The 16,776-nt window shown below is 65.1% G+C and carries 11 protein-coding genes; 10 read left to right on the forward strand and 1 reads right to left on the reverse strand.

Annotation, left to right across the window (positions count from 1 at the left end; all coding sequences use genetic code 11):
- Nucleotides 1-40 precede the first annotated feature (40 nt).
- A complete protein-coding gene (locus ACFOW7_RS04530; RefSeq protein WP_378161502.1) occupies nt 41-3,322 on the reverse strand; it encodes a M60 family metallopeptidase in 3,282 nt (1,093 codons plus the stop codon).
- Nucleotides 3,323-4,224: 902 nt separating this feature from the next.
- On the opposite strand from ACFOW7_RS04530, the gene ACFOW7_RS04535 reads away from it, so the two are divergent.
- The 10 genes from ACFOW7_RS04535 to ACFOW7_RS04580 all read left to right on the forward strand — a co-directional run bounded on the left by ACFOW7_RS04535 (nt 4,225) and on the right by ACFOW7_RS04580 (nt 16,775).
- Nucleotides 4,225-5,952 carry a S8 family peptidase gene (locus ACFOW7_RS04535; protein WP_378161504.1) on the forward strand — a complete coding sequence of 576 codons (1,728 nt, stop codon included), beginning with the start codon at nt 4,225-4,227 and terminating at the stop codon, nt 5,950-5,952.
- Between the two features lie 729 nt (nt 5,953-6,681).
- Nucleotides 6,682-6,951, forward strand: coding sequence for a hypothetical protein (locus ACFOW7_RS04540; protein ID WP_378161506.1), 270 nt, complete (start codon nt 6,682-6,684; stop codon nt 6,949-6,951).
- Nucleotides 6,948-7,589 (forward strand): DUF4255 domain-containing protein, encoded by a 642-nt coding sequence (locus tag ACFOW7_RS04545; RefSeq protein ID WP_378161508.1) that lies wholly within the window; start codon nt 6,948-6,950, stop codon nt 7,587-7,589. The genes ACFOW7_RS04540 and ACFOW7_RS04545 overlap by 4 nt, the downstream gene beginning before the upstream one ends.
- Nucleotides 7,589-8,767, forward strand: coding sequence for a hypothetical protein (locus ACFOW7_RS04550; RefSeq protein ID WP_378161510.1), 1,179 nt, complete (start codon nt 7,589-7,591; stop codon nt 8,765-8,767). Before ACFOW7_RS04545 ends, ACFOW7_RS04550 begins: the two co-directional genes overlap by 1 nt.
- Before the next feature lie 81 nt (nt 8,768-8,848).
- A complete protein-coding gene (locus ACFOW7_RS04555) occupies nt 8,849-12,661 on the forward strand; it encodes a phage tail sheath subtilisin-like domain-containing protein (RefSeq protein ID WP_378161512.1) in 3,813 nt (1,270 codons plus the stop codon).
- 175 nt (nt 12,662-12,836) lie between these two features.
- A complete protein-coding gene (locus ACFOW7_RS04560) occupies nt 12,837-13,289 on the forward strand; it encodes a phage tail protein (RefSeq protein ID WP_378161515.1) in 453 nt (150 codons plus the stop codon).
- A 15-nt stretch (nt 13,290-13,304) separates the two neighbouring features.
- The gene (locus ACFOW7_RS04565) at nt 13,305-15,326 is read left to right on the forward strand and encodes a phage tail sheath family protein (RefSeq protein WP_378161517.1); all 2,022 of its coding nucleotides are present in this window, start codon (nt 13,305-13,307) and stop codon (nt 15,324-15,326) included.
- Nucleotides 15,323-15,877 carry a phage tail protein gene (locus ACFOW7_RS04570; protein ID WP_378161519.1) on the forward strand — a complete coding sequence of 185 codons (555 nt, stop codon included), beginning with the start codon at nt 15,323-15,325 and terminating at the stop codon, nt 15,875-15,877. Before ACFOW7_RS04565 ends, ACFOW7_RS04570 begins: the two co-directional genes overlap by 4 nt.
- Nucleotides 15,874-16,083, forward strand: a complete 210-nt coding sequence (locus ACFOW7_RS04575; RefSeq protein WP_378161521.1) for a hypothetical protein — start codon at nt 15,874-15,876, stop codon at nt 16,081-16,083. Before ACFOW7_RS04570 ends, ACFOW7_RS04575 begins: the two co-directional genes overlap by 4 nt.
- Nucleotides 16,080-16,775 (forward strand): CIS tube protein, encoded by a 696-nt coding sequence (locus ACFOW7_RS04580; RefSeq protein ID WP_378161523.1) that lies wholly within the window; start codon nt 16,080-16,082, stop codon nt 16,773-16,775. Before ACFOW7_RS04575 ends, ACFOW7_RS04580 begins: the two co-directional genes overlap by 4 nt.
- The last annotated feature ends 1 nt before the right edge of the window (nt 16,776 follow it).

Raw genomic sequence — 16,776 nt, forward strand, 5'->3', positions numbered from 1 at the left:
TATTCAAGAACTATTCAACACACTATTCCGCTATTCATCGTTAACACTTCCCCGCCCGGCAAACCGAGGGATCGATCGGGCTGGCCGGCAATTTCAGGGCTTCGATCTTGGCGCGAGTTTCGGCGTTGGTCTTGAAGCCCCACTTATCGAAGAACGGCAGCAGGTTGTAGCCCGCCACCTTGCTTGCGGCCAAGGCAAACATATTGCGTCGGGCATCGACGCTGCTCGGATAGCTTTCGTCCTTGAGCAGGCCCGCCTTGCCCAGATCGCGATAGGCGGCATGGAGACGCGGATAGAAATCCTTGTTCTTGTAGGCCAGATTGAGCTGCCAGAACATCACCAGCTTGAGCCACACATCGTCCATCGCATCGAAGTCGCGGTTGGGCTGCTTGAGGTAAGCATCGGCCCGGGCATAGTCGCCAGCTTCGTCGATCCGCTCGCGCTGGCCGTTGAGGGTCTGGATATTGAGCGAATGCAGATTGTTGGTGACTTCGGTCAGACCGGACCAGGTCCATTCCCCCATCTGCGAGTTGTGGCCCAGCTCGTGCCACTCGCCCCAACCGCCCGGATAGGGCTTGCCGTCGAGCTTGACCCAATCGGGCGCGACCGAGACATCGGTCATGATCGGGTAGCCGCTGTGCATCCAGCCGGCCGAGATCTGCACATCGGGCACATAGCGATGCGGCCGCAGCGTCGGGCGATGTTGCGGCTCCAGATTGAAGCCCATGCCCATGAAGCGGTCGAAGGCTTCGGCCATCCGGTCCCAGCGCGCCATGACCTCGGCGGGCTTGCTGACGCTGCGGGCAACTTCGATCGGAACGGTAATGATGACCCGGCGACCGGCCAATTCGGCCCAGGGTGACGGCGATTGCTTGATCCGGTTGTTCCAGTCGGCTTCGCTGGTTTCGCCGGTCTTGAAGTAAGCAGCGCGGGCAGCACCAACAATCTCCACGGCCACCTGGCCCTGCTCCTTATCGGGCACCAGATAGATCAGACCGCCGAACGGGGCCGAGATCACGTTATCGCCTTCTTGCAGCGCCTTATGGTTGTAGACCCAGGGTGCGCGCTGCCACTCGCTGTGGTGGCCGATGCCATCGCTATGGGCACCGATCATCACCTTGAAGCCGGCATGCTTGGGCATGCGGATGGTGATGTTCTCGCCCGGCGCCGCGTAAAGACCGGTGCTCAGACGCTGCGAACCGCCTGCGGTGTCGAGCGTCAGGCGCACCGAACCGGCCCGCTCCTTGCTCGAGACCACGCCCGGGAATTTACTGGCCAGCGGATCGGCCGCCTGATTGGCCTTGAGCGTCTGATGCTGGTAGTACTGCACCATAAAGTCGCAATCGAAGCTGCGACCGGGCTGGCCTGCCTGGGCGCCGCAGTCGAACTTGCCGGTCTTGCCCAGAATGGCCGATGACACCTTACCCTGGGTCGCGCTGACCAGACCGGTCAGGGTCGGATGCTCAGGGTTGCCCTCGAACAGCTTGAAGGCGCTCTTGGTCAAGGCCGCTTCACGGGCCTTGTCGTCTGCATAGCGGCTCAGTCCTGGAATATCGGCCAGCCGGATCTTGCCCATCCGATAAGCCACCCACTGCTCGAATGCGCTCGGCGGATAAAGCGCCCGCACCTCGTCGGCGTTCTGCACGGCACCGCCCTTGCCATCACCCCAGGTTTCCAGGGTCATGCCAGCCTTGCGCAGCAGTTGCACCATCGGGTAGTCCAGATACTGCACACCACGCGGCGCCACTTTCTTGGCGATCACTTCCCACGGATAGTCGATCATCTGCCAGAAGCGACGCGCCACCAATACCGAGCCACCTTGCTTCAGATAGGTTTCCAGCAAGGCGGCTTCGCTATCGCTGACTTCATAGTCGAGGATCACCAGCGGATAGCGCGCCGGGTCGAGCTGAGCTGCGGTGAATTCGGTGGTCGTGGTCAGCACGACCGGCTGGGCAGCCGCCACCGCCTTGACCGGCGATTGCTTGACCAGCACCTGGAGCTTCTGACCGCGCGCCACGGCCCGGTCATAGCCATTGGCGTTGCTTTCGGTGAGCCAGCCCAGGACGTTGGACAGGAAGACCTGATCCTGACCGCTGCCATGGCTGCCCAACAGTTCGCCGAACTGCTGATGACCGTAGACAAACAGCCGTCCCTTGCCCAAGCGGGCACCAACGGCCAGATGGTCGCTGCCAGCGCCGCTGACCACCGGGAAGGCACGCTCGTTCATCACCTTGATCCCGCCAGGAATCACCGAGTTGTAGACCGGCGCCACCGTGACATTGCGATACAGCCGCTTCATATCGGCGTCGATGGTGCGCAGGAAATTCTCTTCACCCAGCACTGAAACCGATTCAGCCGCCATGCCACGGTTCGGGCCTGGGGTCGGCGTCGGAGTGGGTGTCGGCGTCGGGGTGGGTGTCGGCGTCGGGGTGGGTGTCGGCGTCGGGGTGGGCGTCGGCGTCGGGGTGGGCGTCGGCGTCGGGGTGGGTGTCGGCGTCGGAGTGGGTGTCGGCGTCGGGGTGGGTGTCGGCGTCGGAGTGGGTGTCGGCGTCGGAGTGGGTGTCGGCGTCGGAGTGGGTGTCGGCGTCGGAGTGGGTGTCGTCACCGGTGTGGCGGAGAGCAGAACCCAGCCGATGCCATCGGGGGCGAATTGGGCGCGCACGCGCTTGCCATCAAGCAGCATGACCGGCACCAGGAAATGGCCGTCGCTGCCCGAATAGAAAGCCGGGTTGCTGGTGGCGCTGGCGTTGTCGATCCGCACCAGACGCAGGCGCAAGGGCTTGCTGTTGGCGATGACGCTGAATTCGACCCGCAGATGTTGAATCTTGCCCGAAGCACCGATCGGGGCAGCGACATCGGGGAGGATCAGGCGACCGTTCTGGATCGAGATCACATTGTCGTTGACCGTCGGGGCGGCCTGGGCTTCGGCCAGTTGGAATTCGATCGACTGCGTCTGCGGCAGCAAGGTCAGTTCGACCTGATGGCGCTGCACGCTGCCGTCGGCGAGTCGCACCTCGAGCGTGGGCAGCAGCAGTCGGCCATCGCCCAGACTCAGCGAACCACGACCGGGCTGATTGCTGCCCGGATCACCTTTTTCCAGCCTGAAACGCGGCGGTGTGCTGTTCGGTACATGGCGCAGGATGGCGTCGTACTGCGTTACCCAACCGGGGCCGGTGACATCGACGGCCGGCAGGCACAGGCGGCCGTCGTTAAACCAGGTGGGCATATCACAGTCAGCAGCGCTGGCCAGAGGTTGGAACAGGCCGGCGACGGCGGCAGCAAGCAGCACCGGACGCGGCTGAAACAAGGTGATACGGGGCATAGAGGGCTCCTCGATTATTCATGGCGATTACGACCGCATAGCCGCCATCGCAATGATTGTGCCAATGTCCTATAAACCCTTGTGGGAAAACGGGAGTTCCATTAGTGAATCCGTAATTTTTCACAGTCCAACGTCATCAAATTGTCAGTCAGTGACAATTTTTGTCACTCCATTTGCATTAACAGGGATCGGAAGGGGGAATAAGCGTGCAGGACCGAGGACCGGCCAGTCGGGTCAAAAAGCCGATGAAGCCGGTCAAGCAAGCCGGAAATGCAGTCTCACCCTGACCAGGCGAGCAGTAGGTCAGCCAAATTTAAAAATTCAGGAAAATCAAAGGCAAGACTTAAAGCCAATTTAATATAAAAACTAAAGATATTTTTCTTGTACCTTTTCACAGCCTACGGGCAGGTCGCTATTGCATGACACAGCCATAAAGCGACCGTCTTCTTAGCACTAATTATTATTTAATTGTTCAGCAACTATCTGTTGCCGATGCGCGACAGCATTAGCAATTCAGAGAATCTCGTCAAACCAACAGCATGAAAATTGGCCTGTTTTCAACGATTTCTCCCTGACAAAACATGCCAGCATCGTTACTGTGCCCCTGAGCGCTAAGCACTGTGCTGCCAATGACTTAGGTCAAGAAACCGGGGTTTTCATGGAATTCGACCCCATGCCAAGTCACCGAAGCAACCACTTGGTCAACTGTCATCCATGACAGTTGTGTGACGAGTTTAAGCTGGACAACTATTTGTCCCGGGTTCCGCCGCTATGGTGCGGCTCCGCTCGATGGGGAATGTCTATCAATAGACAAATTGAACTGACTGGTCTGCTGATCACAGGTTCGCGAGCGGTTGGGAACCCGCTATCGTCATGAGGGGAAAATCTTGAAAAAGTCCAATATGCTTCGTCCGGCTCTGCTGGGCGCTTTGGTGGTCGGCGCGTTGTCGGCCCAAGCTGCCGGTGTGGTCAAGACCGACCGGTTGATCGTGAAGTACAAGCCCACCCTGAATCGCGCCGCCGGTAATACAGCCAATCAGTTCACCGCCACCGCGACCTTGAAGTCGCTGGGCCTCGAAGCCAAAGCGGAACGCACCATCGGCACCGGTGCCCAGGTGATCAAGCTGGCCCAGCCGCTGAGCGAAGCCGAAGCACAGATGCTGGCCGACAATATGGCCGCCCTCGACCGTAACGTCGAATACGCCGAGCCCGATCTGATGATGCGTCACATGATGACGCCCAATGACAAGGGCTTTAACCTGCAATGGGACTACACCGACCCGGTCGGTGGCATGAATCTGCCGGCAGCCTGGGACAAAGCCACCGGCAAGGGCGTGGTGGTGGCAGTGGTCGATACCGGCTACCGCCCGCACGCCGACCTGAAGGGCAATATCGTCGGCGGCTACGACTTTATCAGTGACAAGGATGTCGGCAACGATGGCGACGACGGTCGTGATGCCGACGCCCAGGATCCGGGTGACGCCAATGCCCAAGACGAGTGCGGCCCGGGCGAACCGGCTTCGCCGAGCAGCTGGCACGGCACCCATGTGGCCGGCACGGTCGCCGCCGTCACCAACAACGGCAACGGGATCGCCGGTGTGGCGCCGGATGCCAAGGTACTGCCGGTCCGCGTGCTGGGCAAATGCGGTGGTCTGACCTCCGATATCGCCGACGGCATCATCTGGGCCGCTGGCGGCAAGGTGGACGGTGTGCCGACCAACCCGTATCCGGCCAAGGTGATCAACCTGTCGCTGGGCAGCCCGAAGCCGCGCGCCTGCTCGCCGACCACCCAAGCCGCCATCGACAAGGCCCGCGCCTTGGGCGCCGTGGTGGTGGTGGCCGCCGGCAACGACAACGGCAATGCCGATCTGTACGCCTCGGCCAACTGCAAGGGCGTGGTGGTGGTGGCCGCGACCAACAAGCTCGGCGCACGTGCTCCCTACTCCAACTACGGTTCGGTGGTAACGGTGTCGGCCCCGGGCGGCGATCTGAGCGAGAAGGCCGAGAACGGGATTCTGAGCACGCTCAATATGGGCAAAGCCGGTCCGGAAGCCGATGGTTACGCCTACTACGAAGGCACCTCGATGGCGACGCCGCATGTGGCCGGTCTCGCTGCACTGATCCTGAGCAAGTTCCCGAAACTGACCCCGGATCAGGTCGCCGAGCGACTGAAGAAGAATGTCCGTCCGCTGAGCGAGCGTTGCGACGGTTGCGGTAGCGGTATCGTCGATGCTGCCCGTGCCCTGTCGGACGACATCATCATCGATCCGCCGACCGGCCGCGAAGTCGAGCCCAACGACAGCCAGTCGGGCGCTCAGGATGTGGCCAAGGCCGGCACCATCAACGGCACCTTCACCAGCAGCCGTGACCAGGACTACTACAAGGTCACCCTGCCGCCGGGTGCTACCCTGACTGCCACGCTGACCCCGAACAGCAGCTCGGACTACGATCTGGTGATCTACAACAGCACCGGCAGCGAAATCGGCCGCAGCGAGGAAACCGGCAGCAAGGGGGAAAAGCTGTCCGTCACCAACCGCCTGAGCACGCCGCTGGTGCGCTATGTCCGCGTCCAGTACTACAAGGGCCTCGTAGGCAGCAGCGGCACCTATCAGCTCAAGCTGAGCTGGTAAGTTCAAACCTGCATTACCCCTAAGTTCCAACCAACTTGTGCAAACGGACCGCATCGCGGTCCGTCTTTTTTTGGGGTTTCAGAAAAAATTAAAATATCCAGAAAACCGTCTGTAAGGATCAGAAAGGCATACAAATAAAATATATATTTTTCTGCTCATCCTCCATCAACCCTCCACTATCTATATATAGAGAGAAATCCTCCCTACCATCTCCCCCCGGCACCACCGACCTCCCCGGCTTCCATCGCCTCAGACTCGAATCAGCTTCTACCCCGCCTTACGCCAATCGGCTTTCAACAAGGCGTCCAGCCAAGCAAAGCCACCTTGGCATGAGGGGATTTCCGTTTGAATCGGCGTTGCCACGAAGCCTGCTTGAGTACTGGGTGTCGGGGGTTGAGGTCTGGACAAGCTGACTCCGCATTGGCTGGAAATGCGCTGGAGGCGATGGCGTCGGTTATTCATTGCACGCTGTTTCCTGCCCATGGCCCGATGACTTTCACCTGGGGCGGAATCGTCCCACCCTAGGGCCGTTTGGTCCCACCCTCTGTTTTGCTTGCCGGGCCTTGGATGCGCCGTCCTGGGCCTTGGCTTTCACAGCCGCCTGCCTGGGTGCGCACGGCCTCATGCCCTCGGCACGTATTCCCCAAAAAATCCTTAAAAATCAAACCAATAACAAGCTGGAACAGTGCTTGCGTTGATAGGGACCGTAGAGCCTGGCAGGAGAGCGGAGTGACGACGGCGCGCGAGGCGCGGTTCGAGGCCGAAGCGATCTGGGCTGCGCAGGGAATCCGAGCCTATCTGGCCGAGCGACCCCAAGCGGCGGACACCCGTGACGGCATTATCCGCTGGTGGTTGGGCGCTTTATGGTGCGACCCGCGCGCCGTACAGCGTGCCCTGGACCGTTTGGTCGCTGCCGGCGAGCTGGAGCTGTATCTATTGCCTTCGGGCCAGGCGCTGTATCGCGCGGCCCAGAACCCGGGAGTGGAATCCACATCATGAAAACGGCGATCCGCGATGTCAGCCAGAGTCTGCGCCGCTTTGTCGAGCTGGCACTCCAGGACGACCCCGAGCTGTCGCCCTATTTCGACCCGGCCGACCCCAATCCCGATGCCATCGGCACCATGATCGTGACGCTCGACAACCCGCAGGAACTCGAAGAGAAGGAAAACGAAGGGGTCTCGATCTGGCTGTATCTGCTGCAACGCGAAGAATGCACCCTGAACCGGCCGCTGCGCCGGGTCGCGGCGGATAAGCTGGAGCGGCGGCCGCTCCCGCTGCGTCTGCACTATCTGATCACCCCGCTGGTCGACCACAGCACCCGCAATGATGCGACCGAGCTTGAGCAGTTGATCCTTGGCAAGATTCTCCAGACCTTTCACGACGAATCGAGCCTGAGCGGCGCGCGTCTGCTGGCCAGTCTGGCCGGCTCGGGGCTGGAGCTGTTCATGCGCCTGGAAACGCTGTCGCTCGAAGAGATCACCCGGGTATGGGATGCGCTCGACAAGCCCTACCAGCTCTGTGTGTCGTTTGAACTCAGCATTGTCCCGATCACCTCGGGTCAGGATGCCGAGCAGGTGAAGCCGGTCGATGCGCTGGTATCCGAAACGGGCGCGGCCCGCTTCAAGGAAGCCGTCTGATGGACTGCCGCGAAGAAACGGCCGGCGCTGCCCGCTTCCACTTCTGCCCCGACCGGGCGCCGCCGCCTGCCGACCGATTGCGTGCCCTGGTCCAGGCGCGGGTGCTCGACGAGATCAGCGGGCAGCCGATCGAGCGCTGCCGTGTAACGATGCCGGACCCGGCACTCGCGCCGCATATGGCAGCCCGGGTGGCGGCAGGCGGACTGGTCGGACTGGTGGGGCACCCGGCCCGGCTATTCCCCACACTGGCCACCAGCGCGGTGACGCTGCCGATACAGCTCGAAGCCGATGGCTATCTGCCGCGCCAGCTCAGCGGCACGCTCGGGCCGGTGACAGGCTTTCCCGCCCAGTTTGCCCCACTTGACCATGGCGACGTGGTACTGCATCGGCTGGGCGTGAGGTTCAGCGGCCGGGTGGTCGCACGCGGCACACCGGCCAATCAGCCGCTTGCAGGCGCCCAGCTGCGCATCGATGGCCTGTGGTCCACCTTTCCGCCTGCCAATGCCGCCCCGGGTCCGCTGATGGAACCGGCCCGGATCGTAGGACTCACCCCTGGCCTTTATGCCGACTACCCGACCGCCACCCTGGCGCGCTGCGATGTGGTGCCCGATCTGCCGCGCAGCAAGACGCTGCTGGCGACCGCCCCCCCCGGCAGCCAGCGCCTGCGGCTGAGCGACCGGCGCACGCTGGCAGTCGGCATGGCACTGCTGATCGACGGCAGCGACCCTGATCGGCATGAGCTGATGCCACTCGCCCATATCGATACCAGTTCGTCCGACGACCAGCCGGCCTGGGTCGAACTGGCCCATCCGCTGCGCCATCTGCACCGGCTCAACAGCCCGGCCGTGCCGGCAGCGATACCGGCGACCCACGACCCGCATACCCTGAGCCGCGCGGCCCTGACGGGCGATGCGGTGGCCTTCCTCAATGCAGCGCCGCCATGGAGTGCCGGGACGGTCATCCGGATCGACGACAGCGTTCGGCCGGTCGAGTACCACTGGCTCGAACGTTATGAAACCAGCGCAGACGCCGAAGGCTATTTCCGCCTGCCATGTCTTGCCCGGGTGGCACTGACGCGCTTGCGCGTCACTCATCCAAGCCAGCCGCAGCCGTTGAATCTGGTGGTCGAGCCGAATTACCGGCTGGTCCAGCAAACCCTGGTGGTGGCATTCGAATGAAGTCCGCCGCCCCTGTCGAGTGCCGCCGCGCCCTGGCGCCCGGCCAGATCTCCACCCCAACCCACGCATCGGGAGACCGCCATGCCTGAGTACCTCGCCCCCGGCGTCTATGTCGAGGAAGTCCAAGCGAGCCACAAGCCCATCGAGGGCGTCAGCACCAGCACGGCGGGGCTGGTCGGCGTCACCGAGCGCGGCCCGGTCGACGTTCCGCAGCTGGTGACCAGCGTCGGTGAATACCAGCGCCTGTTCGGCGGCCTGCTGCCACAGGACGAATTCACCGATCCGGCCGGGCGCAGCCACGCCTATCTGCCGCACGCGATCGAAGGCTTTTTCCTCAATGGCGGCAAGCGGGCCTGGGTCAGCCGGGTGCTGCCCGACACGGCCCGGCGTGCCAGTCGCCTGATGTTCCATGCCGATCCGCTCAACAGCGCCGTCGGCCGCAGCGTGCTGCTGCGCACCGCCCAGCAGAACACCGGCACGGCGGTCAATCTGCCGCGGCTCTATGTGCTCGACCCGGCCAATCTGGCGATCGGCGACTGGCTGCGCGTCGGCGACGGCAGCCGCGCCGACTACCGGCGGGTCCAGGCAGTCGGTGCCAGCCAGCAGCATGTGGCGCTGCGCTTCCCGCTCCATGCCTCGCACCCGGCCGGTGCCCCGACCCGGCTGGTGGCCATCACCCCGGCCGCGCCGGCGATCAATCTGACGCTGCAACAGCCGATCAGCGCCGGCGCCAGCGTGATCGTGGTAAGCGGCAGTGCGGCCAGCATCACCAATCTCAACAATGCCCTGAGCGCCGCGGGTTCGCGCCAGTTGCTCCAGGTCGGCTCGACCGCCGCAGCGGCCGAATACGTCCATGCCCTCTCCGCCAGCGCCCTCGGCAGCACCTCGGCCAGCGTCACCCTGGCGCAGCCGCTGCGGCTCGACTACCCGGCCGGCGCCACGGTACGCGGGATGAGCATTCCAGCCGGGGCCAATGTCAATCTCGATCTGGCCGCCAGCGCCGGCGACAGCGTGGTGTACGGGCCAAGTTCGAGCGACACCACCCGGCTATTGGTGGTCGGGGTCGGCAGCGCCCAGGAGGAAGTCCACGCCGTCGGCCAACTGGCTACCCTGCCGCTGGCCGTGCCGGCCTATGCTGCCTATCCGGCCGGCAGCAGCGGCCGCCGCGTCACCGCGGCCGTCGATCAGCGCCAGGTGGTGGCGATTCCGTCCAACCGGGTGGTCCCGCTCGACAGCGTGGCCGGCATGGCCGCCGGGATGGTATTTGCACGCGGCAGCGATGTCGGCGTCGTGGCGACGGTCGACCCGCTGCTTGGCCTGGTCCGGCTGATCGACCCACTACCGGGCGCCGCGCTCGCGGCCGGCGCTGCTGTCACGGTCGGTGGGATTGCCGCCAATGTGGTCGGCTATCCGACCCGCTCGGTACTGCCGCTCAACAGCGTCCATGGCGTCGAAGTCGGCATGACCCTGGTCCATGGTGCCAATAATGGCGTCGTCACCAGCGTGATTCCCGATCTGCGGGTGGTCACGCTGGCCGCGCCGCTTGCCGGGATCGTCGCGGCAGGCGATGCGGTCACGGTCGGCGGCAATCCGTTCACGGCCCAGGCCATGCTGCGGGCCGATGTGATCCCGCTCGACAATGTGGACGGGCTGGTGGCGGGGATGAACCTGACCATCAGCGGCAACAGCCGCCCCATCAGCGCCATCAACACCACGGTCGGCGTCGCCATCCTGCAAAGCCCGCTGCCGGCCGTCCCGGCTGCCGCCACGGCCGCCAGCCTCGATCAGCGCCAGTTGACCGAGGCGGCCAGCGCCGGGGCGCGCACGCTGGCACTCGATAACCGCCTGGGGCTGGTGCCCGGCGATGTGCTGCGCATCGGCAGCTCACCCAACGAGGAATACCTCTCCATCGCCCGCTCGCTCGGCGAGCAGGGTGTGGCGCCCGATGCCGGTGCGCTGCAACTGGTCCATGCGCTGCAAGGCGACTACCCGGCCGGCACCCAGGTCAGCCGGGTCAGCGTCAGCATCGACGCGACCCGCCAGCCGGCCCTGCTAGCCCTGCCGGTCGCCGCCGGCGGCAGCGAACTGCTGGTCAGCGACGGCAGCAGCTATGCCGCCAACGATCTGCTCAGATTCCATGGTCGCGACGGTGTGGTCTATCTGCACCGCCTCAATGGCGCGGCAATCGCGGCCAACCCGCGTGAACTGACGCTCGACGCGGCGCTCGAGCACACCCATGCCGCCGGCGAACCGGCGCTGGAGCGCGATCCGCTGTTTGAGGTCCGCGCGCTCGACGCCGGCGCCTGGGGTGACCGGCTGATGGTGTCCTGTCGCGAAGAAGCCGGTGGTCTGGCGCCGGGAGCGGCGGTCCTGGCGGCCAATCCGCCACCCGGACCCGGCCTGTTCTCCTCCTTGCAACTGACCACGCTCAACGGCATCGAGCCGGGCACCATCCTCGAATTGCTCGACCCCGACGGTGTGTCCGTCAACGGCGCGCCGCTGCTCAAGGCCCGGGCGCTCGATCGGCCCAACCGGCGCGTGCTGCTCGACCCGCCCGGCTTGCAGCCGGCCCATATGAACGCCGTGGCGGCGGCACTCGCTGCCGGCCGCTTTGCCCAGGTCCGTTCGCGCGAATTCAGCCTGACCGTGATGCTGCGCCAGCGTCCCGACCCGGCGGTGCCGACGCGCGATGACAATCTGCTCGATCAGGAGGCTTTCCGCCTGCTGTCGATGGACCCGCGCCATAGCCGCTATATCGAGCGGGTGATCGGCGCAACCTTTAGCCCGGGCGCCCCGGCTGACGACGCCGGCCTGCCGCTGCGCCGCTGGGATCGTCGCTCGGAAGGGGCGTCGGCCTATATCCGGCTGCGCGACCTGGCCGCCGTGGCCAATCGCCAGGCCATCCGGCCCGGCCCCGAGGCGCTGGTCGATCCACAGCCGTCGGGACTGGCCCGGCCGGCCCGGCATCGTCTGAGCGGCGGCAGTGACGATGTGTCCTTGATGAACGATGCCCTCTATGTCGGCGCCGATCATCACGAGCCGAACCGGCGCACCGGACTCTATGCCCTGAAGAATCCGCAGGACCTGTCACTGGTCGCCGTGCCCGGTCAGACCACCGCCTCGGTGCAGCAGGCCCTGATCGACCATTGCGAAGCGATGCGCTACCGCTTTGCCGTGCTCGACGGCCCGGCGCCCGCCAACGACACCCTGAGCGATGTGCAGAATCTGCGCAGCCGCTACGACACGCGCTACGCCGCGCTCTATCACCCCTGGCTGACCCGCAGCGATCCGTTCCCGACCGGACTGGCACGCGACCTGGCCGTGCCGCCTTCGGGCCATATGCTGGGCGTCTATGCCCGGGTCGACAACGAACGCGGCGTCCACAAGGCCCCGGCCAACGAAGTGGTGCGCGGCATCACCGGCCTCACCCGCTACTTCAGCCGGGGCGAGCAGGACCTGCTCAACCCCTATCCGACCAATGTCAATGTGATCCGCGACTTCCGCACGCAGGGCCGTGGCATCCGGGTCTGGGGCGCGCGCTGCATCACCTCGGATGAGGAATACAAGTACATCAATGTGCGCCGCTTGCTGATCTTCCTTGAAGACTCGATCGACCGCGGCCTGCAATGGGTGGTGTTCGAGCCCAATGCCGACGAGCTGTGGGCCCGGGTGCGGCGCAGCGTGAGCAACTTCCTCACCACCGTCTGGCGCAATGGCGCGCTTGAAGGCACCACGCCCGAGCAGGGTTTCTTCGTCAAATGCGACCGCACCACCATGACCCGCGACGATCTCGATAACGGCCGACTGGTGTGCGTGATCGGGGTGGCGCCGGTCAAGCCTGCTGAATTCGTGATCATCCGGCTGGGTCTGTGGACGGCCGACGCCACGTCCTAGCGTCGCTGGGACGACTTTCCCGGGCGCCGCAGCCAAGCCGACTCTCCAATCGGGCTGCGGCGCCCCAGGGACCGATTTTTTACATTTAAATAAATAGACCGCCATACATATAGCACTGCTCTGGCGCAAATATTTATTCAAACCCAGGCGTCCAGTCCTGTCGAGGAGAACCGCGATGACCACCGATGTCCGCATCGACCCGTTCCGGGGATTTAACTTCCGTGTCGAAATCGACGGCCTGACCGTGGCCTCGTTCAGCGAGGTGGGCGGTCTGACCGCCGACGGCGATCCGGTCGATTACCGCGAAGGCAAGGACCCGACCAATGCCGTGCGCAAGCTGGTCGGGCTGCGCAAATACACCAATCTGAGCTTCAAGCGCGGCTATGTGCAGGACAACACGCTGTGGCTCTGGTACCAGCGCATCGCCAACGGCATCCCCGACCGCCGCAGCGGCAGCGTGGTGCTGATGAACGAAGCCCATCGCGATGTGATGCGCTGGAACTTCGAAAACGCCTGGATCAACAAGATCGAAGGCCCGGGCCTCAACGCCACCGGCAATCAGGTCGCCATCGAATCGATGGAGCTGTGCCATGAAGGCTTGATGCTCGAACTCGAGCCGTCGAGCTAAGACAGGGAGGACCGTATGCGCTACGCAACGCCCGGCGTCAGCATCGAACGCACCGACGCAGCCAGCGTCGAGCCCATCGTGCTGCGCACCGATATCACCGGCTTTGTCGGCCTGGCCGAGCGCGGACCGCTCGACACGCCGCTGCCGGTGGAATCGTGGCGGCAGTTCCAGGCGCATTTCGGTGAGCCCCTGTCGAGTGCCTATCTGGCCCATGCCCTGCGCGGCTTTTTCGACAATGGCGGCCGGCGGGCCTGGGTGGTCCGGGTGGCGGCGCGCCAGTTCGGCGCCGACGGCGACCTGGCCTTCGAGGCAGCGGGCGGAGCCTGCCGCGCTGCCCGGCTGATCCACGATACCGCTGGCCGTCCGTGCTGGCGCATCGCCGCCAGCTCGCCCGGCAGTTGGGGCAACGGACTCAGTATCGCCATCCGGCGCGAGCGGCCACAGACCCAGGCCGCCCGCCAGGTCGAGCCGGGTGCCGTGGTGCTGGCCAGCACGGCCGGTTTTGCGGTGGGCGAGCTGGTGCGCTTGAGCCAGCCCGGCCGTCCCGCCGCCTATCGGGTCCTGGTCCAGCTCGACCCCGGCAGCCACACCCTTTACTGGGTCCATCCCGACCCGCTGCGCCGCGACCCCGGTCAGACCTCCTGGCATGGCCACGACCCGGCCCGTCCACTGCTGGTCGAGCGGGTCGCCTATGCCCTGGCGCTGTGGCGCAACGGCCGCTTTATCGCCCAGTACCGCGACCTGCACCCGGCTCCCCAGCATCCGCGCCATATCGGCACGCTGCTGCGTCCGCCCTACCCCTCACCGCTGGCCTTGCTGCGCATGCCGCCCAATAGCGATGGCAATCAGGCAGCGCCCTCGCTGATCCAGGTCGAAGTGCTGGGCAGCGGACCGTCGCTGCCGGTCGAGCCCGACGCCGATGGGCCGCTCTGGCTCACGGGCGGTGCCGATGGCCTGGCGGCGCTGGGGCCGGACGACTTTATCGGCGCGCCGTGCTCCCCGCTCGACGGCGACCTGGTGCGGCTGCGTGCGCTGCGCGGCTTGCAGGCGCTCAGCCATATCGATGAGATTTCGCTGCTGGCCATCCCCGATATCCTGATCCGCCCCGAGCAGGAACCGGTCTATCTGGCCCCGCCAGCCCCACCGTCCCCATCGTGCCGCCCCTGCCCGCCCCCCGAGCCCGTGCGCCGCCCCCATCAACCGCTGCCCCCGGGCGAGCTGCCGCCCAGCTTCGACGAAGCGGCCGTGCTGCGCGTCCAGACTGCCCTGATCGTCGATTGCGAAGCACGCGGCGACCGCTTTGCCCTGCTGTCGCTGCCCTATGAACGGGCGACCGATCCGCGCCAGGGCCCACGCGCCGCCATCGAATGGCGCGGTCTGCTGACCGAGCATCAGGCAGCCCGCCAGGCTGCCCTCTATTCGCCCTGGTTGGCCATTGCCGGCCAGGGCGGACGGGTGCGCTGGATTCCCCCGTGCGGCCATATCGCCGGTGCCATCGCCCGTACCGATCTGTCACGCGGCGTGATGCGGGCACCGGCCAATCTGCCGCTGTCCGGGGTGGTCGATCTGCGGATCGAAGCCGACGCCGTGCAGCACGGCCAGCTCAATCAGGCCGGCGTCAATGTGCTGCGGGCACCGACCGGGCGCGAACCGTTGCTGTTGGGAGCGCGCACGGTCAGCGATGAACCCGAGTGGCGCTATGTGAATACCGTGCGCATGGTGCTGGCGCTCAAACGGGCCTTTGCAGTGGCGCTGCGCTGGGCGGTGTTCGAGCCGGCCGCGCTGACCACCCGCGATGCGGTGGTCAGCACGCTTACCGCCATCCTGACGCTGTTTCACGAGCGCGGCGCCTTTGCCGGCGCCACGCCCGCCGAGTCGTTCTTCGTGCGCAGCGAGGGCGATGGGCGCGACGGCCGGCTGATCGCCCTGGTCGGCATCGCCCCGGTGGCGCCGGCCGAATTCATCGTGCTGCGCGTGGGCCGCCAGGACAATCTGCCAGTGGTGACGCTGGCCCAGGATGAGGCTTTGCTGCCATGAGTATCGATACCCGACTCGACCCGCTGCTTGGCTACAACTTCCTGATCAGTCTGTATGACTCGACCGCCTCGACCGGCGCGGCCGTCAGCCGGATCGCCCTGTCGCCGTTGACGCCCGGCCCCGTGGCCGGTTTCAGCGAATGCAGCGGACTCGATATGAGCATGGAGACCGAGGACTACCGCGAAGGCGGCCTCAACGGCACGGTGCTGCGCTTTCCCAAGCATATCCGCCCGGCCGACCTGACCCTGCGGCGCGGGATCGGCCGCAGTACCGAATTGTTCGACTGGTTCTACGCCTTCACCCAAGGCGCCGGCAAGCGCAAGGACGGTCTGATCACCCTGTGCGACGCCGAACACAAGCCACGGGTGGTATGGGGCTTCCGCCGCGGTCTGCCGATCCGCTACGCCGGACCGCAGCTCAATGCCCAGCAGAACCAGGTCGCCATCGAATCGATCACCATCGCCCACGAAGGCCTCTATCAAATGGCAGGCGCCGCCCAATTGGCCGCTGCCGTCGGCGAGGCGGCGAACGCCATCGGGAGCCTGTTTTGAGCCAGCAAGTCATCATCGACCGGGTGGTCAGCCGGATACGCACCGTAGACGGCGCAGGCGGCCTGTCGGCCGAGACCCTGCGCAGCATCATCGAAGCCGTGCTGCCGGCCGTGGAGGCCATGCTGGCCCATCACGAGCAGATCCGGCGTGAGCGCTCGACCGCCAACGGTTATCTCGACTGGATAGATCAGGGAGGCGAACGATGACCATCCCGGCCAAAGGCATGCTGATGGTGGATACGGCGCCCGATCGGCTCGATATCTACGACATCCAGTACAACCCGACCGAGCTGCAATTCGAGAAGCAGACCCAGCTGGCCGAAATCGCCCTGCCCGGGCTCGATGCCCCGCTCCAGCAGTTTGTCCGCGGCAATGCCGAGAAGCTGTCGCTGGAGATCTTCTGCGATACCACCGACGCCGGCATGGGGCTCGGCGCCACCTCGGTCACGCGCGAGACCGACAAGTATTACCAACTGGTCAAGATCATCCCCGAGCTCCATGCCCCGCCGGTCGTCACCTTTATCTGGCACGACCAGTTCTTCGGCAATGCGCTCGACAGTGCCTGGGGCAACCAGCGCCGCAACAGCTTCACCGGGGTGGCCGAGAGCGTGCGCAGCCGCTTTACCCTGTTCAGCCCCGAAGGCGTGCCGCTGCGCGCCACGGTCAATCTGGTGCTGCGCGAATGGCGGCCGCTCGAGGAGCAGTTGCGCCAGCTCAATCTGAGTTCGCCCGATCGCAGCCATCGCCATGTGCTGCAACAGGGCGAGACGCTGACGGCGCTGGCCACCCGCTACTACGGCGGTCCGGCCGAATGGCGCCGGATTGCCGATGCCAACCGTATCGAAGACCCGCGCCGGCTGGTGGCCGGCATGTCGCTCACCGTGCCCTCGATCCGCTGAC

It is taken from the genome of Chitinimonas lacunae (assembly GCF_042650885.1).
In the GTDB taxonomy this organism is placed as follows: domain Bacteria; phylum Pseudomonadota; class Gammaproteobacteria; order Burkholderiales; family Chitinimonadaceae; genus Chitinimonas_A; species Chitinimonas_A lacunae.